Genomic DNA, 17,537 nt, shown 5'->3' with positions numbered 1-17,537 from the left:
GCAGCGTCGGCCCGGTCGGACATCCGTCACGGATCCGCGGCGTGCCGACCGCTCAAACGACGATCGGCGCCCGCAGGCGCCGATCGAAGTGGAACCCGACGAGGAGCGGGTTACCAGATGCGCACGCGGTCTTCCGGCGCGATGTACAGCGGATCGCCCTTGGTGATGCCGAACGCGTCGTACCAGGCGTCGACGTTGCGCAGCGGCGCGAACGCGCGGATCTGGCCGGGCGAGTGCGGGTCGCCCACGAGCTGCTGGCGCAGCGCGTCGTCGCGCATCAGCGTGCGCCAGACCTGGCCCCAGCCGAGGAAGACGCGCTGGTCGCCGGTGAAACCGTCGATCACCGGTGCCGGCTTGCCGCCGAGCGAACGGTGGTAGGCCTCGAGACCGAGCGTGATGCCGCCGAGGTCGCCGATGTTCTCGCCCATCGACGCCTTGCCGTTGATGTGCACGCCGGGCAGCGACGCGAAGTCGTAGCCCTCGTACTGCGCGCCGAGCTTGGCGGCCTGCGCTTCGAACTTGGCGGCGTCGTCCTTCGTCCACCAGTCGCGCAGCACGCCCTTGCCGTCGGACTTGCGGCCCTGGTCGTCGAAGCCGTGCGTGATCTCGTGGCCGATCACGCCACCGATCGCACCGTAGTTCACCGCCGGATCGGCGTCCGGATCGAAGAACGGCGGCTGCAGGATCGCGGCCGGGAACACGATCTCGTTCTTCACCGACGAGTAGTAGGCGTTGACTGTCTGCGGCGTCATGCCCCACTCGAGCTTGTCGGTGACCTTGCCGAGGCGCGAGACGTCGTAGGCCCATTCGAACTGCGACGAACGCTCGGCATTGCCATAGACGTCACCCGCGGCGACCTTCAGGCCGCTGTAGTCGCGCCACTTCTCGGGGTAGCCGATCTTCAGGCCGAAGTTGTCGAGCTTGGCGAGGGCTTCCTTGCGCGTGTCGTCGCTCATCCACGAAAGCTGGTTGAGGCGCGCGCGCATGGCTTCCTTGATGTTCGCGACCAGCGCGTCCATCTTCGCCTTCGATTCGGCCGGGAAGTATTCCTTGACGTAGTCGCGGCCGATGGCCTCGCCCATCGCACCGTCCGCGAACGCCACGGCGCGCTTCCAGCGCTCGCGCTGCCGCGGCTGGCCGGACATGAACTTCGAACGGAACTCGAAGTTCGCGTCGGCGAAGTTCTTCGACAGCACCGGCGACGCCTGGTCGATGACCTGGAACGCTTCCCACGCCTTCAGCGTGTCGAGATCCGTCTCGTTGTAGATCTGCGCGAGCTTGGGCAGCGCGGTGTCCTGGCGCACGACGGCGCGCGTCGCGCTGTCGACGCCCGCGGCCTTGAGGAACTGCGCCCACGGGAAGCCCGGCGCCTTCGCGTCGAGTTCGGCGACCTGCACCGGGTTGTAGGTCTTGTCGCGGTCGCGGCTCTGCGCGCGCGTCCAGTGGACGTTCGCGATCTTCGTTTCCAGCACCATGATCGCCGCGGCGTGTTCGGCGGGCTTGTCCCAACCGCCCAGCTGCAGCATCTGCTCGATGTACTTCTGGTAGCGCTCGCGCTGCGGCGCGAACTTGGGATCGAGATAGAGCTCGCGATCGCCCAGGCCGAGGCCCGACTGGCTCATGTAGAGCGCGTAGTGCTCGGGATCGCGCGCATCGTCGCCGATCGACAGGCCGACGAAGCTGCGACCGAAGCCGCCCATCGAGCGACCCATCACCTCGGCCATCTGCGTCTTGTTCTTGACGCCACGGATGCCGTCGAGGGTCGGCTTCAGCGGCTTGGCGCCGAGCTTCTCGATCGTCGCCTCGTCCATGAAGCCGCGATACAGCGCGCCGATCTTCGAGGCGTCGTCGCCCTTGGACGGATCGGCCGGATAGCTCTCGACGAGCTTGCGCACGCGCGCTTCGGACAGATCGCGCAGGACGGCGAAACCGCCGTAGCTCGAACGGTCCGCCGGGATCTGCGTCGTCTTGGCCCAGTTGCCGTTGACGTAGCCGAAGAAGTCGGCGCCCGGCTTGACGCTGCGGTCCATGCCCGCGGTGTCGATGCCCCAGGTGCCGAGCTTCGGCGCGACGGTGGCATCGGCGGATGCGGACGGCGACGCGGTGCCGCTGTCGGCGGGCAGAAGCGCCTGCAGGCTGCAGGTCTCGTCGAGGCAATGCGCGTCCTGCGCGTGGAGCGTGGGGGCGATCGCGAGCGCGAGGGCTGCGGCGAGCGGAAGCAGCGTGGTCTTCAAACGGGTTCTCCGGCGAGCACCGGAAAGTGCCGGTGCGGTTCTACCCCGGAGCATACGGCGGGCCGGCCGGGCGGCTTCTAGGCCGAAAGTCCCGGTCGAACGCGGCCGAAGGTGACCGCGTTCACGCGGCGCATCAGCCGGCTCGCGTTCCGAAGATGCGGTCGCCGGCGTCGCCGAGGCCCGGAAGGATGTAGGCGCGCTCGTTGAGGCGCTCGTCGACCGCCGCGGTCACGATGTCGACGTCCGGATGCTTCGCCTCCACGGCGCGCAGCCCTTCCGGTGCGCAGACCAGGCACAGCGCCTTGATGCGCGTCGCGCCCGCGGCCTTGAGCAGATCGATGGCGGCGATGAGCGATCCGCCGGTCGCGAGCATCGGATCGAGGATCAACGCGATGCGGTCAGCCATGTTGCCGGCGAGCTTCTCGTAGTAGCCGACCGCGAGGTGCGTCTCCTCATCGCGCTGCAGGCCGACCACGCTCACCTTCGCACCCGGCACCAGTTCGAGCACGCCGGGCAGCATGCCCAGCCCCGCTCGCAGGATCGGCACCAGCGTGACCTTGCGGCCCTTGATGCGATGCACCTGCACCGGCCCGGCCCAGCCGTCGACGGTGATGCTCTCGGTCGGCAGATCGGCCGTGGCCTCGTAGGTGAGCAGCGTGGCGACTTCGGACGCCAGGTCGCGGAACTCCTTGGTACTGAGGTCGGCGCGCCGCATCAGCCCGAGCTTGTGCTGCACCAGGGGATGGCGGACTTCGATGACCTTCATGGCGGTTCCGGGATCGGGGCGACGCGACAGTGTGACCGATGCGCAAACACGCGCGCGACCGTCGCGTCACCCGCGCTGCCGCAGGCTCGTCGTATGTCGACCTCGCCATGCAACGCAACCACCAGTGACCTGATCGATGCCGCGGACTACGCGTACTCGCACGTCGTAGTGGAACCGCGGCCGGATCCGGCGCGCGCCCTGCTCGTGTTGCTGCACGGCGTCGGCGGTGACGAGCACCAGCTGGCTGCGCTGGGCGAACGCATGCCGCCGGACACGCTCGTCGTGCTGCCGCGTGGCCACCGCACGATCAGCGGCGGGCGACTCGGCTGGTACCGCATCGGCCTGAGCGACGACGGCCTGCAGGTGGTCGAAGACGAGGAAGCCGAGGCGCGCGCGAAGCTCGTCGACTTCATCGCGCAACTCCAGTCGCGCTACGACGTCGCGCCCGAGCGCACATGGATCGGCGGTTTCAGCCAGGGCGGCATCCTCGCGGCGACCACCGCGTTGACGACGCCGGCGTCTATGGCCGGCTTTTTCATGATGTCGGGCCGCCTGTTGCCCGAGATGGACTGTGCCGACGGCGAGGCGGCTCATCTCGAAGCGCTCGTCGTGCATGGCCACAATGACGACACCCTGCCCGTCGATGACGCACGCGATGCGGCGTCGCGGCTCGAAGCCCTCGGCCTCACCACGCAACTCGAGTTGTTCGACACCGGACATGAGGTCGACGACGCGATGGTCGACGCCGTCGCACAGTGGCTCGAGGCGCGCTTGGCGCACACATAAAAAGCCCCGGACCCGAGAGAAGTCCGGGGCTCAAGCCCTCATTGGAGAGACGCGACCTCGACCCAGTTGGTACGCGCTGCGACCCGTCCCGGGACGCACGCTGAATACATCAGGTTCGTCGTTTCGCCGTCGTGATGTCTTCGTATCGGATGCGTGGCGCCATGCGGATGCCGATGAACGGATCGCCGCCGACGGCGAACGGACGAACGCGCGATGCCGTGTCCGCCCGGCTGGCGTATAACGGTCGCCTCCGTCAGAGGGCCTCCCCATGAACGTCCTGCATCGCGCCACGCTCGCCGCCATCGCCACCCTCGCCCTTGCCTCGCCGGCCGTCGCCGCGCTGAAGGCCGGCGACAAGGCACCCGACTTCAAAGCGCAGGCCTACCTCGCCGGCAAGCCCTTCACGTTCGAACTCGCGAAGGCGCTGAAGAAGGGGCCGGTCGTCGTCTACTTCTTCCCGGCCGCGCACACGCCGGGCTGCAACCTGGAAGCGCACCTGTTCTCCGAGGCCAGCGACAAGTTCAAGGCCGCGGGCGCGACGGTGATCGGCCTCAGCGCCGGCAACACCGACCAGCTGTCGGACTTCTCCAAGGAAACCGAGCATTGCGGCGGCAAGTTCGCCGTCGGCGCCGACCCGGGCGCGCAGATCGCGAAGCAGTACGACGCGGTGCTCGAAAAGAAGCCGGAATGGTCGAACCGCACGTCGTACGTAGTTGCGCCGGACGGCACGATCGCGGCGGCCTATTCCGACCTCAATCCGAACCAGCACGTGCAGGCGATGCTCGACGGCGTGAAGTCGGTCAAGCCGGCCAAGGCCGCGAAGGCGAAGTAACCGTTACACCGGTTTCGACGCGCTCACCCACGGCAGTGCGGTGAGCGCAGCAACCCGCGATGCGAGTCGCGGATGATCCAGCCGCGCGACTCCGTAAAGCGCGAGGTGGTCGCACAGCGCGACCAGATGCAGGCCGAGATACGACGGCGCCGACGGAAACACGTCGGCGTTCTGCTCCAGCCAGTCGATGCCGGCAAGCAGCGATGCACGCATCTTGTCGAAGCGCCGATGCGACGTGTCGATGCCGGTGCGCGCGGCGAGCACGAGTTCGACCTCCGCCGCCATCATCCCGTTCATCACCGCGCGTGCGTTGAGCACGTCGACATCGCGTGTCATCACGTCGAAGCGATCGGACGGATCGTGCGTGCGCACCAGCCACGCGGCGATGTGGTCGGCATCGAACACGACCTGCTTGCCGTCGATGAGCGTCGGCACCTTCATCAGCGGATTCGGGCCGAAACGCGCGGCATCCGAGTCGGCGACGTTACCGGCGTCGACGAGATCGAGTGCGATGCCGAGGCCGTCCGCGAGCAGGCGAACCTTGCGTGAGAAGTGCGACCGCGGGGTGTAGATGAGGCGCGGCGTCATGCGATGCGCGCCTCGGGATCGATCAGCCGATGACGGCTAGTTCCGACCACAATCCCTGCAGGTAGCGCGGCGGCACGCGATAGAACACGCCGGCCTCCATCGTCATGCGCAGGCGCACGCCCCACTGCGCGGGGTCGATGCTCGCCAGGCCCACCCAGTCGAGGTCCGGCTCGTGCGACGAACCGCCGGCGTGCAGGCGCAGCAGGTAATCGCCGTGCGCGGTGACGAACACATCGGCCAGCTGCACCTGCGGGCGACGCCGCGGCGCCGGCGCCACGCGCTCGATGACCGGCATCGGCTGCAGGAAGCGCAGCGCTTCTTCCGCGCTCGACGGCTTGGCCAGACGCGGGCGATCGCGGAACTCGCTCGGCAGCGTCCAGCTTTCATACGCCGTCCAGAACACGAACGGGATGCGCCGCGCCTCGAGCGCCGCGGCGACCGGGAACACGGTGTCGCCCGCCAGGTTGATGTCGAGGATCGCGCCGTCGATGGCGTCTTCGTCCCCGAGCAGGGCGATCGCGGACGCCACGCTGCCTACCGGGCCGAGCACGCTCGCTCCGAGGGCTTCCAGATCGCGGCGCATTTCGTCGGCGACGAAGTACTCGTCTTCGACGACAAGCAGCCGTCCGGGAGCGCGGGGTCGTTCGAGGAGTGCGGTATTCATCGTCCCAATCTATCGATGCAGCGCGACGATGTCGACCGGCCGCGTTCATCGTGCCGGCGTGAAGCAGCCGTACACAACGATGAGCCGTTCAAGTTCGGGGGTCGCAGCCCGATCCGCAAACGCGTCGACAAGTCGATCGCCCACGAATGACGCGCTTCATGCGGCGAATGTCGCGTGCACCTGCGTTTCGCTTCGCGCTAATGCGCTGCTGAGGAGCATCGATCCCGTTCCCCGGGCTGCGCGGCGGAAGGACGTGGTGGAAGGCGGACCCGAGCGGGGTTCATTGCGCAGCCCGGGGAACATCGACCCGAAGAAGACCGAAGCGACGCGCGGGAATGCGACGTCGGCGGTCGCCCTCAACCCGGAGAACCGCATGACCCTCGAAACTCAGAACCGCCCCAGGGGCGGATTTGGACGCATGAATCCCGACCGCCAGCGCGAGATCGCCTCGATGGGCGGACGTGCGGCGCATCGCAGCGGCAATGCGCACGAGTTCGACTCGAGCGAAGCCCGCGCCGCCGGCCGCAAGGGCGGCGAGGCCGTGAGCCGCAACCGCTCGCACATGGCCGAAATCGGCCGCAAGGGCGGCGAAGCCGTGAGCGGCAATCGCGACCACATGGCGGCGATCGGCCGTCGCGGTGGTGTAGCCAGCCGCGGTGCACTTCGCGCCGCCGCAGCCGCAACGTCCACCGTGCAGTAACAACGCGGCAGAACCGGCGTCGACGGGGAGCGGCATTGCCCTCCCCGTGCGGCCACAAGGGCGCTCCGACGCCGGTTCGACCGTTTCAAGACCGCCTGCGCGTGCAAACACGCGCGGGCGTTCGGATCAGACGACGATCAGTTCGACGTCGATGTTCCCGCGCGTGGCGTTCGAATACGGGCACACCTGATGCGCCTTCTCGACCAGCGCTTCGACCTGCTCCCGCGGCAGGCCGGTCACATGCACGCGCAGCGTCGCGTTGATGCCGAAGCCATTCGGAATCGGGCCGATGCCGACGCTTCCATCGATGCGCGTGTCCGCCGGCAACGCAATCTTCTGTTGGCCGGCAACGAACTTCATCGCGCCGAGGAAGCACGCCGAATAGCCGGCCGCGAACAACTGCTCGGGATTCGTGCCCTCGCCGCCCGCACCGCCGAGCTCGCGCGGCGTCGTCAGGCGGACGTCCAGCACGTTGTCGGATGACGTCGCGCGGCCATCGCGGCCGCCGGTGGCCGAGGCGTGGCCGGTGTAGAGAACGTTGTCGAGGGACATCGAAGTTCCTTTAGGGTCGACGCGACCTGCGTCGTTGGGATGCGAAGCCTGAGCCCGCTCGCGCGCCGTGTCACGGCGTTTGTCCGAATCGCTGCGATAGAAGCGATCTATGCGCGACGCCGCCGGCCTTGCCCCGCAACGGTTTCACAGGAGCCGCCGGAGCACTCGCGTCGCAAATGCAACAAAGCGTGCACGCCACGTCGCCTGTGACGTGACGTCCGCATCCCCAGAGTGGCTACCCCGATCCACGCAGCAGGCCCGCGCATGTCCAGTTCCGCCGCCGTCGCATCGCAGCAGCCACCGTCGTTGTTCGATCCCGTGCGCATCGGCGCGATCGACCTCGCCAACCGCATCGTCATGGCGCCGCTCACACGCAGCCGCGCGGCCGAAGGGCTGGTGCCCTCGCCGCTCGCCGTCGAGTACTACGGTCAGCGCGCGACTGCCGGGCTCATCATCACCGAAGCGACGCAGGTGAACTGGCTCGCGCAGGGCTACATCAGCACGCCCGGCGTGTTCACCCCGGAACAGGTGCAAGGCTGGAAGAAGGTCACCGACGAAGTGCATCGCCGCGGCGGTCGCATCGTCGTGCAGCTGTGGCACGTGGGCCGCATCTCGCATACGAGCCTGCTGCCGCCGGGCGAAGTGCCGGTGGCGCCGAGTGCGATCCGCGCGAACACCAAGACGTTCACGCCGGAAGGGTTCGTCGACGTTTCCGAACCGCGCGCGCTCGGCATCGAGGAGATCCCGGGCATCGTCGAGGATTTCCGCAAGGCCGCGCGCCACGCGATGGACGCGGGGTTCGACGGCGTCGAAGTGCATGCCGCGAACGGCTACCTCATCGACCAGTTCCTGCGCGACAAGACCAACCATCGCACCGACGAATACGGCGGCAGCATCGAGAACCGCACGCGCTTCCTGCACGAGGTCGTGCAGGCCGTGGCGAACGAGATCGGCGCGGATCGCACCGGCGTGCGCATCGCCCCGGTGACGCCGTCGAACGACATCGCCGATTCGAACCCGCAGCCGCTGTTCGAGCGTGCGGTCGAACGCGTGAACGCGCTCGGCATCGCCTACGTGCATGTGGTCGAAGGCGCGACCGGCGGCCCGCGCGACGTGCAGCCGTTCGATTACGACGCGCTGCGCTCGCGCTTCGACGGCGCGTGGATCGTCAACAACGGCTACACCTTCGAGATGGCGCAGGCCGCGATCCGCGAAGGTCGTGCCGACGCGGTCGCGTTCGGTAGCCTCTTCATTTCCAACCCGGATCTGGTCCGGCGCTTCCGCGAAGGCGCGCCGCTCGCCGAGCCCGACCGTTCGACGTTCTACGGCGGCGACGCGAAGGGTTACGTCGACTACCCGTCACTCGATCCGGCCTGACCGCCGATCGGCGCACGCCGCGGCCGCCCGCCTTGCGCCGGCGGGCGCGGCGTATCGTCGTTTCGTTCCCCACGGACGGAGCGATGCGATGGGCCGACAGGACGCCAACTTCGCCGCCGGCATCGCGGACGTCTATGCGCGGCTGCTCGTGCCCATGCTTTTCGCGCCGTATGCCGTCGACCTCGCCGAACGCGTCGCCGCGTTGAAGCCGCGCGACGTGCTGGAGACGGCGGCTGGCACCGGCGCGGTCACGCGCGAACTTGCGTCGCGGCTGCCGGGCGCGCACATCGTCGCCACCGACCTCAATGCGCCAATGCTCGAAATGGCGCGACACACGCTCGATGCGCACGTGAAGCTTCGCGTCGTCGACGCGCAATCGCTGCCGTTCGATGACGCGTGCTTCGACGTCGTCGCCTGCCAGTTCGGCGTGATGTTCTTTCCCGACCGCGTGCGCGCCTATGCAGACGCGCGACGGGTGCTGCGCGGCGGCGGCCCGTTCCTGTTCAACGTGTGGGACGCACTCGACGCCAACCCGCTTGCCGCGACCGTCGTGCAAGCGCTGGCTGCGCGGTTTCCCGATGACCCGCCGCGATTCACCGCACGCGTTCCGCACGGCTACCACGATGCCGCGCGGATCGAAGCGGACCTTGCCGCCGCGGGTTTCCGCGACGTGCGCATTCGCCCGGTCGACGCCGTGGCAACGGCACGCGACGCGCGCGAGGCCGCCATCGCGTTCTGCAGCGGCACGCCGGTACGGCACGAGATCGAAGAACGCGATCCGGGCGGTGTCGATGACGCGATCGCCGCGGTGACGCCGGTGCTGCAGGCGCGGTTCGGCACCGGCGCGATCCAAGCGCAGATGCGTGCGCTGGTCGTCGAGGCGCGCGTCTAGCCGTCAGTCGCCCGAAGCGTCGTCGTACAGGCCGTGCCGACGATGCCAATCCTCGAGCGATTCCTCGGGGTAGTCGTCGAAATGGATCTCGCCCTTGCCGGACGGCACCTGCACCCAGTTCGCCTTGGAGCCCAGCATCATGTGCACGCGTTCGGGCGGCACCGGCAGCGGCGTGTCGATCGCCGACGCATGCGGGTGCACGAGCTCGGGCCACTCGGGGTCGAACAACCACAACGCACTGCCGCACCCCGTGCAGAAGTGGCGTTGGCCGGTGCTGGTGCGGCATTCGTCGTCGTCACGGATGCGTGCGCGATAGACGCCGAGGTGTTCGCGACCCTCGATCTCGAGTGTCGCCATCCGCGCGCCCAGGTTGATCGCGCCGCCGCTGCCGCCCGCGGTCTTGCGGCAGATCGAGCAGTAGCAGATCTGGTAGGGCACGGGCGACGGCGCGTCGCAGGAGAAGCGCACCTGTCCGCAGTGGCACGAGCCTTCGATGCGCATGGCGGTCGTCCGCGGGGAAAGGCGCATGCTGCCGACGTCGCGTTCAACGGCGCGTCGACATCGCACCTTCGCTCGCCGCTAATGCCGCCGGGGCTAGCGTGGTGGCGTCGCCGGGATCCGCCCGACGGCCTGTCGCATCCGGAGGCTCCCCATGCGTCCGCACCGCCTGCTCCTGCCCGCCCTGCTCACCGCCCTCGCCGCCTGCGCCACCGCGCCCGACACCACGTCGAACCTTACGCCCCCGGCGTCGAACCCGATGACCGGCGCGAACGCGCGACCCACTCCCAGCCCGCTCGCCGTCGGCGCATACAGCGCGATCGGCACGTCCGACGACGTACGCGGCCGTTCGAGCGGTGGCGGCACCTCGGTACTGACCGGACGCGCGAACATGGCCGGCGCCGACAGCGGCACCAGCGACGTCAACGGCGACACCGGCGCGACCTCGTCCAGTTCGTCGAGCGGGAGCGACGAGGGCACCACGACGGGCAAGAAAAAGACGCCGCCGTACTAGCGCCGCGCGGTCCGCGCACGCGCGACCCTGCACCACGCGTCGCCCCGGAAGCGCTCGAACGTCGCGCAACGCATGTCGCGCATCCGGGTTGACGCCGCATCGATTGACGACGATGCCGCGCTTCAGCGCGTCGACCGCCGCCTGAACCCGAATGGGAGGGCCCGGTTCTGTTCAGTCGCGATACGGCCGCTCGCGACAAAGCTTCAGTCGCGACCCCGCACCCAGAGACAACAAGACCCATGAGCAAGCTCACTGCATTGGCTGCGACGCTCGTTTTCGCATCGGCCACCGCGTTCGCCCTCCCCGCCGCCGCCCAGCAACACGATCGGGGCAACGATCGCCACGAGTGGTCGGGCGACCGCGATCGTGACCACGACCGCGACGACCGACGCGACCACGATCGCGACGATCGCCGCCACGACGACCGTCGCTACGGTGACAACAACCGCTACGACAACGGCCGCCGCGACGACAACCGCTACGACCGGCGCTACGACCACCGCGATGGCGGCTACCAGCCGCGCTACAACCCGCCGCGCGTCGTCTATCGCCCGGCCTACATCTACGCCCCGCCGCGGGGCTATGCGGTGCAGCGCTGGCGCGTCGGCTCGCGCATGCCGCCGCCGTTCTACGTGAGCCAGTACTACGTCGACCCGTACGCCTATCAGCTCCGCATTCCGCCGCGTGGCTACCACTGGGTGCGCGTGGACCGCGACGTCTACCTCGTGCAGGCCATGTCGGGAATCATCGCGGACGTGCTGTACGGCGTCTTCCGCTGATCGTCTGATCCGATGCGCCACCGAAGGGCCGGCCTGCCGGCCCTTCGTCGTTTCCGAGGCTCGGTGGAATGCAGCGGCGCGACGGTGTCGCCGCCGGGTAACGCCGGGCGGCGTAGGCTCGCGGGCTCCGTCCCGCCTCTCGCCTGGAGCCCTGCCCATGTCCGTGAAAGCCTACGGCGCCCACGCCGCCGATCAGCCCCTGGTCGCCCTCGACATCCAACGCCGCACGCCCGGGCCGCGCGACGTGCAGATCGAGATCGCCTACTGCGGCGTCTGCCACTCCGACCTGCACACGGTGAAGTCGGAATGGGCGGGCACCCGCTACCCCTGCGTGCCGGGCCACGAGATCGTCGGCACCGTCAGCGCGGTGGGCAGCGACGTCAACGGTTTCGCCGTGGGCGACACGGTCGGCGTCGGTTGCATGGTCGACAGCTGCCAGCACTGCGCGGCGTGCGCGGAAGGTCTTGAGCAGTACTGCGAGAACGGCTTCACCGGCACCTACAACGGTCGCACGCAGGACCCGCCGGGCCACACGCTGGGCGGCTACTCGCAGCGCATCACGGTCGACCAGCGCTTCGTGCTGCGCATCAACCACCCGAAGGAACAGCTCGCCGCGGTCGCGCCGCTGCTGTGCGCCGGCATCACCACGTACTCGCCGCTGCGCCACTGGAACGTCGGCCCGGGCAAGAAGGTCGGCATCGTCGGCATCGGCGGCCTCGGCCACATGGGCATCAAGCTCGCGCATGCGATGGGCGCGCACGTCGTCGCGTTCACCACGTCGGAGAGCAAGCGCCAGGATGCGCATTCGCTGGGGGCGGACGAGGTCGTCGTGTCGCGCGACGCGAACGCCATGGCCGCGCACGCCGGCAGTTTCGACTTCATCCTCGACACCGTCGCCGCGAGCCACCAGCTCGACGCGTTCACTTCGCTGCTCAAGCGCGACGGCACGTTGTGCCTCGTGGGCGTGCCGGAGCATCCGCATCCGAGCCCGAATATCGGCGTGCTGATCTTCGGTCGTCGCTCGATCGCGGGCTCGCTGATCGGCGGCATTCCCGAAACGCAGGAGATGCTCGACTTCTGCGCGAAGCACGGCATCGTCTCGGACATCGAAATGATCCGCGCCGACTACATCAACGACGCCTACGAGCGCATGCTGCGCAGCGACGTGAAGTACCGGTTCGTCATCGACATCGCGTCGCTCGCGGCGTAACGCCGCGGTCGGCGGGTCGCGGGATCCGCCGGCCTTCGCGTCGCCATCAGGCGGTTTCGGCCGAGCGCCGCCGCTCGCGGCCCGCGCGGCCCGACAGTTCGCGGCGCAACTCGTCCAGGCCCAACGCGCCGCCCGAGAGCTTGATCAGCGCATAGCCCTCGAACGCGGAATCCATGACGTCGCTGCCGAGCGCGGCGACCGTGTCGTCCAGGCGCGCGGCGAGCTGTTGCACGCGCTCGAGCACGGGGCGCAGTCGTTCGACCGCGCGGAGATCCGCTTGCGCGCCGGCGACGTCGAAACCCGGCGGCACGATCTTCGGGTTGTGTTCGAGCACGCGCAGCGTCTGCCGCGCGAACGCTTCGGACTTGGCGCCCATGGTGGTGAGCAGGCGTCGCTCGTGCGATTCGAGCGTGACCAGCATCGGCAACGCGGCTTCGATGCGGTCCAGTGCGGAACGCACGACATGCAACTGGTCGTCGCCCAGGTCCATCGCGATCGGGGAATGCGACACGTCCATCTCCTTATGTGTCCATGTGCCTGCGCGGATCCGGTCCGCGCCTCCGAGCTCGCCATCCGGGCGGGCGCGCCGAGTGTGACAGACGTGGACGCGGCCGCATCGCCGTTCGACGGCGGCGGGCCGTGCCGCGCTGAAGCGTCTTCACAGCGGGCGTGACAGCTGACGCCGTGTCGCCCGCGCCGCGCCGCACAAGCGCCGAGCAACGTGCGATAGGGAGAAGCGTCAGTGCCGCGAACGCAGCCAGCGTTCCAGGTCGTCCGACCCGCCGATTTCCTCGTCGTCGATGATCACCAGCGGCGTCGTGTCCAAGCCGCGTTCGGCCTTGAACGCATCCGTCTCCTCGCGCGACCTCAGCGGGCGGTCGTCGATCTCGAAGCCGGCGTCCTCGAGCATCGAAAGCGCCTGCAGGCCGTAGGGGCAGACGTGGTCGGGAAGGACCATGCGGTACAGCGTGGCGCGTGGGGTCGAATGATCGGGGTTGGACATGGGCACACCTCTCGAGATGCCGCCACGCTGTCATGTCGGCTGCGAGCGCGGAGTCACGACGCGACGGGGACCTTTTTTCGCGCATCGAAATCTGTCAATAGCGGCGCGCGCGCGACTGGACAATTTTTGACCATCACAGCCGCTCACCAAGCGGCCGCTGGCGTGGAACACGTTGCCGCGCGTTCGATCCCCAGAGTTGTCCACATGGCCTGTGGAATAACTCGGGGCTTGACGAATCGCCGTGCATCGCGCATCCGCCTGGTGCGCGCAAGTGCGCAACGGTCGCGCGTCGAACGTCACTGACGCGCGCCTCGGCGAGCTGGCATCGTGGCTCAATTGCGGAGAGCACGATGCACACGGCCCTGCCCCAACGCTATGCCCGCTTCGCGGGCCTGCTCTATCTCTTGATCATCGCGGCCGGTGCGTTCGGCGAGCTGGCGGTGCGTGGTTCGCTCGTCGTCGCGGGTGACGCGGCGGCAACGGCTTCGCGCATCGCCGCAGCGCCGGGGCTGTGGCGCGCAGGCATCGGGCTCGACCTGCTGATGCACGTCTGCGACGTCTTCGTCATGTGGTCGCTGTACGTGCTACTGCGCCCGGTGAGCCGCAACGGCGCGCGGCTCGTGCTGCTGCTCAATCTCGTGCAGACGGCGGTGCTAGTCGCGAACAAGTCGCTGCTGCTCGTACCGTTGTTCCTCCTCGACCCCGGCGCTGCCTACCTCAAAGCGTTCGACGCAACCCAGCTTCAGGGTCTCTCGTACGCGGCCATCCGCCTGCACGAACACGGGTTCGGAATCGGCCTGGTGTTCTTCGGTTTCGTGCTGCTGGTCGAAGGCGCGTTGGTGCACCGCTCCGGCTACCTGCCGCGCGTTCTCGGCGCGGCGTTGCAGGTCGCCGGCGTCTGCTATGTCGTCAACAGTGCGCTGATGCTGCTCGCGCCGGACCTGCAGGGCCGACTGTTCGCCGTCCTGATGCTGCCCTGCTTCCTCGCGGAAACCTCGTTCGCGCTCTGGCTGCTCGTGCGCGGCGTCGACCGCGACGGCTGGGCCCGGCGCACGGCACCGGGCGCCGCGATCGCCTAGTCGTCAGTGCAGCTTCTGTTCGATCGCCTGCACGAACGCCGGAATGTCGTCGGGCTTGCGGCTGGTGATGAGCTGGCCGTCGACCACGACTTCTGCATCCCTCCACTGCGCGCCGGCGTTCACGAGGTCCGTGCGCACGGACGGCCACGACGTCACTTCGCGATCCTTGGCGATCCCGGTTTCAACGAGCAGCCACGGCGCATGGCAGATGGCGGCGAGCGGCTTGCCGGCGCGGTCGAACGCACGCACGAAGTCGAGCGCAGCCGCGTCCTGGCGTAGCACGTCGGGATTCATCTGCCCGCCCGGCAATACCAGTGCGTCGTAGTCCGCGGGTGACGCCTTCGACAGCTCGACGTCCACCGGCACCGACTCGCCCCACTCCTTGTGGTTCCAACCGCGGATCTCGCCGCCCTTGGGCGAAATCACGTCGACGTCGTGCCCGGCGGCCTTCAGCTGTGCCCGCGGCTCCATGAGTTCGGACTGCTCGAAACCGTCGGTGGCGAGGATCGCAATGCGGGACATGGCGGGCTCCGGAAATGAGGGCCCGCCATGCTGGCCTCGCCGCGGTGAAACGCAGGTCAGTGAACGACGAAGCGGCCGTGGTGCCGTGGGCATGCGGCGCGGTCGCTTCGTGCGCTAACGTCGCAGTCCGTGCCGGGTGCCGCCGCACGACCCGACCGGACGTTCATGCCCTTCACGATGTTGTCCTCCCTTCCTGACGAATCCGCCGGCTTTCCGTTGCTCGGCAATTTGCAGGCGAGTCCACGCGACATCCGGCTCGCGCGCGCGCTCGTCGCGCTGCTCGTCGTCGCGTTCCTGGCGACGGCGCCGTTCGCATCGCGTCCATGGCCGGCCATCCCGGCATTCGTGCCGGTCTACGACACCGCCGTCGCGGCGCTCTGCCTGTTCACCGTCGTGCTGCTGCACGGCCAGTACCGCGGGCTGCGGTCGCCCGCCTATCTGTGGCTGGGCTGCGGCTACGGCTTCGCGGGCATCACGGCGATGGCGCACGGCCTCAGCCTGCCGAATGCGTTCGTGCCGGGCCAGCTGTTCGGCGATGCGCAGACGACGGTATGGCTGTGGATGACGTGGCACACCGTGTTCCCGCTGTTCGTGCTCGGCTTCATCTTCAGCGTGCGACGCGAGACGCCCGCCGATCGCGGACGCGGCAAGTACGCATACGGCGCAACGCTCGTCTTCGCACTCGTGGTGGTCATCGCGGCGAGCAATGCCTCGAAGTGGTTGCCACCGCTCATCGACGGCACGCACTACCGGCGGATCACCCTGCAGATGCTCGCCGGCGCGTGGCTGGTGCATCTCGTCGCGATCGCGTGCATGGCGCGTCGCGTGCAGCGTCGGCGCCTGATCGACCTCTGGATTGCAGTCGCGCTCACCGCCGATGCCATCGACCTCGGACTCAGCGGCCTGCTCGTCACCGGCCGCTACCAGCTCGGCTTCTACGTCGGCCGCATGTACGGGCTGATCACCGCGGTGGCGGTGCTGACCCTGCTGTTGCTGTACGCGGCCGAGCTGCAGCGCCGCTACCTGCGCACCCGAAGCGACATCGACCTGCACGAGCGCCGCTACACCGACCTGTTCGAGAGCATGTCCGAAGCGTTCCACGTCGTCGAAGCGCGGCGCGACGACGACCGCGTGGTCGACCTGACCTTCGTCGAGGAAAACCCGGCCGCGCAGCGTCTCGTCGGCATGTCGGCGATCGGTCGTCACATCGGCGAGGTGCATCCGGGGCGCGAGACGCAGTGGCTGGACATGGCGACGCGGGTGCTGGAGAGCGGCACGCCGGAAGAGTTCGAATGGCCGGCGACGAACGGGCGCATCTTCGCGTATCGCGTCTTCCGGGCCGGACGTCACGCGGACCAGATCGGTGTGCTGTTCAACGACGTCACCGACGCACGCACGGCGGAGGCCGCGCTCGCCGACAGCGAGACACGCCAGCGCATCCTCGTGCAGGGCGTACCGCAGCTGCTGTGGCGCACCGACGCGCAGGGCCAGAGTACGTGGGCGAGCCCGCAATGGTTCGCATACACCGGGCAGTCGCCGTCCACCGTGCTCGGCACCGGCTGGATGGACGTCGTGCACGCGGACGATCGGGAGCTCACGCACAGGCAGTGGGTCGCCGCGCATCGCACGGGTCGCCTCGACGTCGAACATCGTCTTCGCGCGCGCGACGGCAGCTACCGTTGGCATCGCAGCCGCTCCGAGCCGCACTACGCTAGTGACGGGCGGATCGAATCCTGGCTCGGCTCGAGTACCGACATCCACGACCTCAGGTCGCTGCAGGATCGGCAGTCGGTGCTCGTCGCCGAGCTGCAGCACCGCACGCGCAACCTCCTTTCGGTGGTACGTGCCCTCGCCGACCGCACCGCGCGCGACAGCGAGGATCTGGAGGATTTCCGGCCGACGTTCCGCGACCGCATCGATGCGCTCGCGCGTGCGCAGTCGCTGCTCTCGCGCCTCGACGACACCGATCGCGTGACGTTCGAGGAGCTGCTGGAGTCGCAGGTCGCCGGCATCTCCGGCGTGCGCGCCGCGCAGGATGACGGGCGCATCGTGCTCGACGGGCCGCCCGGCGTGCGCCTGCGTTCCAGCACGGTGCAGACGCTCGCGCTCGCATTGCACGAGTTGACGGTGAACGCGCTGAAGTACGGCGCGCTGTCCGACCCGAACGGTCGCCTGGAAATCCGCTGGACGGTGCAGCGCGATGCGCAGGGCGTTCCGCGTCTGCACGTGATCTGGAAGGAAAGCGGCATGCGCATCGATCTGGACACGCCGGTCCAGGGCGGCGGGTACGGGCGCGAACTCATCGAACGCGCGCTGCCCTACCAGCTGGGCGCGAGCACGTCGTATGCGATCGAGCCCGACGGCGTGCGCTGCGCGATCGTGATGCCGGTGTCGGCGAAAACGTCGCTCGAAAATCGCATCGCCAGCGATCGCAGCGCCGCGGCGAGCTGACGCCTCAGGCGGCGGTGCCCGAAGGGGAAACGGCCGGTTCACCAAGTGTCAATGGCGCCCCTATCGGGCTTGCGCGAGGCTCCTGCTGCG

The 17,537-nt window shown here is 68.6% G+C and carries 19 protein-coding genes; 10 read left to right on the top strand and 9 right to left on the bottom strand.

Features of this window, described 5'->3' with window-relative positions; translation table 11 throughout:
* Window positions 1-110: 110 nt before the first annotated feature.
* Both EVS83_RS01195 and upp read right to left on the bottom strand, forming a co-directional pair.
* On the bottom strand, window positions 111-2,234 hold the full coding sequence (locus EVS83_RS01195) for a M13 family metallopeptidase (RefSeq protein ID WP_246022730.1): 2,124 nt from the start codon (window positions 2,232-2,234) through the stop codon (window positions 111-113).
* 133 nt (window positions 2,235-2,367) lie between these two features.
* On the bottom strand, window positions 2,368-3,000 hold the full coding sequence (gene upp / locus EVS83_RS01190) for a uracil phosphoribosyltransferase (protein WP_133498715.1): 633 nt from the start codon (window positions 2,998-3,000) through the stop codon (window positions 2,368-2,370).
* 93 nt (window positions 3,001-3,093) lie between these two features.
* Between upp and EVS83_RS01185 the strand changes: the two genes are divergently transcribed.
* Both EVS83_RS01185 and EVS83_RS01180 read left to right on the top strand, forming a co-directional pair.
* Window positions 3,094-3,786 carry an alpha/beta hydrolase gene (locus EVS83_RS01185; RefSeq protein ID WP_166636743.1) on the top strand — a complete coding sequence of 231 codons (693 nt, stop codon included), beginning with the start codon at window positions 3,094-3,096 and terminating at the stop codon, window positions 3,784-3,786.
* 268 nt (window positions 3,787-4,054) lie between these two features.
* Window positions 4,055-4,618, top strand: coding sequence for a peroxiredoxin (locus tag EVS83_RS01180; protein WP_133498711.1), 564 nt, complete (start codon window positions 4,055-4,057; stop codon window positions 4,616-4,618).
* A 3-nt stretch (window positions 4,619-4,621) separates the two neighbouring features.
* Here the strand turns inward: EVS83_RS01180 and EVS83_RS01175 are convergent, their stop codons facing one another.
* Both EVS83_RS01175 and EVS83_RS15830 read right to left on the bottom strand, forming a co-directional pair.
* Window positions 4,622-5,206: a glutathione S-transferase family protein gene (locus tag EVS83_RS01175; protein WP_133498709.1), complete on the bottom strand. Its 585-nt coding sequence runs from the start codon at window positions 5,204-5,206 to the stop codon at window positions 4,622-4,624.
* A 22-nt stretch (window positions 5,207-5,228) separates the two neighbouring features.
* Window positions 5,229-5,870: a response regulator gene (locus tag EVS83_RS15830; RefSeq protein ID WP_208108652.1), complete on the bottom strand. Its 642-nt coding sequence runs from the start codon at window positions 5,868-5,870 to the stop codon at window positions 5,229-5,231.
* 373 nt (window positions 5,871-6,243) lie between these two features.
* Here EVS83_RS15830 and EVS83_RS01165 point away from each other — a divergent pair, with 373 nt between their 5' ends.
* Entirely contained in the window at window positions 6,244-6,570 is a 327-nt protein-coding gene (locus EVS83_RS01165; protein WP_208108651.1) for a KGG domain-containing protein, read from the top strand.
* Window positions 6,571-6,696: 126 nt separating this feature from the next.
* On the opposite strand, the gene EVS83_RS01160 is transcribed toward EVS83_RS01165, so the two are convergent.
* Window positions 6,697-7,122, bottom strand: coding sequence for an organic hydroperoxide resistance protein (locus EVS83_RS01160; protein ID WP_133498707.1), 426 nt, complete (start codon window positions 7,120-7,122; stop codon window positions 6,697-6,699).
* A gap of 264 nt (window positions 7,123-7,386) precedes the next feature.
* On the opposite strand from EVS83_RS01160, the gene EVS83_RS01155 reads away from it, so the two are divergent.
* Together EVS83_RS01155 and EVS83_RS01150 are read left to right on the top strand one after the other, a co-directional pair.
* A complete protein-coding gene (locus EVS83_RS01155) occupies window positions 7,387-8,499 on the top strand; it encodes an alkene reductase (protein ID WP_133498705.1) in 1,113 nt (370 codons plus the stop codon).
* A gap of 88 nt (window positions 8,500-8,587) precedes the next feature.
* The gene (locus tag EVS83_RS01150) at window positions 8,588-9,391 is read left to right on the top strand and encodes a class I SAM-dependent methyltransferase (protein ID WP_133498702.1); all 804 of its coding nucleotides are present in this window, start codon (window positions 8,588-8,590) and stop codon (window positions 9,389-9,391) included.
* 3 nt (window positions 9,392-9,394) lie between these two features.
* On the opposite strand, the gene EVS83_RS01145 is transcribed toward EVS83_RS01150, so the two are convergent.
* A complete protein-coding gene (locus tag EVS83_RS01145; protein ID WP_133498700.1) occupies window positions 9,395-9,892 on the bottom strand; it encodes a GFA family protein in 498 nt (165 codons plus the stop codon).
* Window positions 9,893-10,043: 151 nt separating this feature from the next.
* Here EVS83_RS01145 and EVS83_RS01140 point away from each other — a divergent pair, with 151 nt between their 5' ends.
* From EVS83_RS01140 to EVS83_RS01130, 3 genes are all read left to right on the top strand, one after another.
* Entirely contained in the window at window positions 10,044-10,403 is a 360-nt protein-coding gene (locus EVS83_RS01140) for a hypothetical protein (protein WP_133498698.1), read from the top strand.
* A 239-nt stretch (window positions 10,404-10,642) separates the two neighbouring features.
* A complete protein-coding gene (locus EVS83_RS01135) occupies window positions 10,643-11,182 on the top strand; it encodes an RcnB family protein (RefSeq protein ID WP_133498696.1) in 540 nt (179 codons plus the stop codon).
* 157 nt (window positions 11,183-11,339) lie between these two features.
* Window positions 11,340-12,392 (top strand): NAD(P)-dependent alcohol dehydrogenase, encoded by a 1,053-nt coding sequence (locus EVS83_RS01130; protein WP_133498694.1) that lies wholly within the window; start codon window positions 11,340-11,342, stop codon window positions 12,390-12,392.
* 46 nt (window positions 12,393-12,438) lie between these two features.
* Here the strand turns inward: EVS83_RS01130 and EVS83_RS01125 are convergent, their stop codons facing one another.
* Both EVS83_RS01125 and EVS83_RS01120 read right to left on the bottom strand, forming a co-directional pair.
* Window positions 12,439-12,903: a hypothetical protein gene (locus tag EVS83_RS01125; RefSeq protein ID WP_133498692.1), complete on the bottom strand. Its 465-nt coding sequence runs from the start codon at window positions 12,901-12,903 to the stop codon at window positions 12,439-12,441.
* A gap of 228 nt (window positions 12,904-13,131) precedes the next feature.
* Window positions 13,132-13,395 (bottom strand): thioredoxin domain-containing protein, encoded by a 264-nt coding sequence (locus EVS83_RS01120; RefSeq protein ID WP_166636742.1) that lies wholly within the window; start codon window positions 13,393-13,395, stop codon window positions 13,132-13,134.
* A 350-nt stretch (window positions 13,396-13,745) separates the two neighbouring features.
* Here EVS83_RS01120 and EVS83_RS01115 point away from each other — a divergent pair, with 350 nt between their 5' ends.
* Window positions 13,746-14,474, top strand: coding sequence for a DUF4386 domain-containing protein (locus EVS83_RS01115; protein ID WP_133498690.1), 729 nt, complete (start codon window positions 13,746-13,748; stop codon window positions 14,472-14,474).
* Window positions 14,475-14,477: 3 nt separating this feature from the next.
* Here EVS83_RS01115 and EVS83_RS01110 read toward each other — a convergent pair whose 3' ends face one another.
* On the bottom strand, window positions 14,478-14,996 hold the full coding sequence (locus EVS83_RS01110) for a type 1 glutamine amidotransferase domain-containing protein (protein WP_133498688.1): 519 nt from the start codon (window positions 14,994-14,996) through the stop codon (window positions 14,478-14,480).
* A gap of 165 nt (window positions 14,997-15,161) precedes the next feature.
* Between EVS83_RS01110 and EVS83_RS01105 the strand changes: the two genes are divergently transcribed.
* Window positions 15,162-17,447, top strand: a complete 2,286-nt coding sequence (locus tag EVS83_RS01105; protein ID WP_133498686.1) for an MASE4 domain-containing protein — start codon at window positions 15,162-15,164, stop codon at window positions 17,445-17,447.
* Window positions 17,448-17,537 lie beyond the last annotated feature (90 nt).

The sequence above is a fragment of the Cognatilysobacter terrigena genome, assembly GCF_004361065.1.
GTDB classification, from domain to species: domain Bacteria; phylum Pseudomonadota; class Gammaproteobacteria; order Xanthomonadales; family Xanthomonadaceae; genus Cognatilysobacter; species Cognatilysobacter terrigena.
This window is presented reverse-complemented; position numbering and strand designations above follow the sequence as displayed.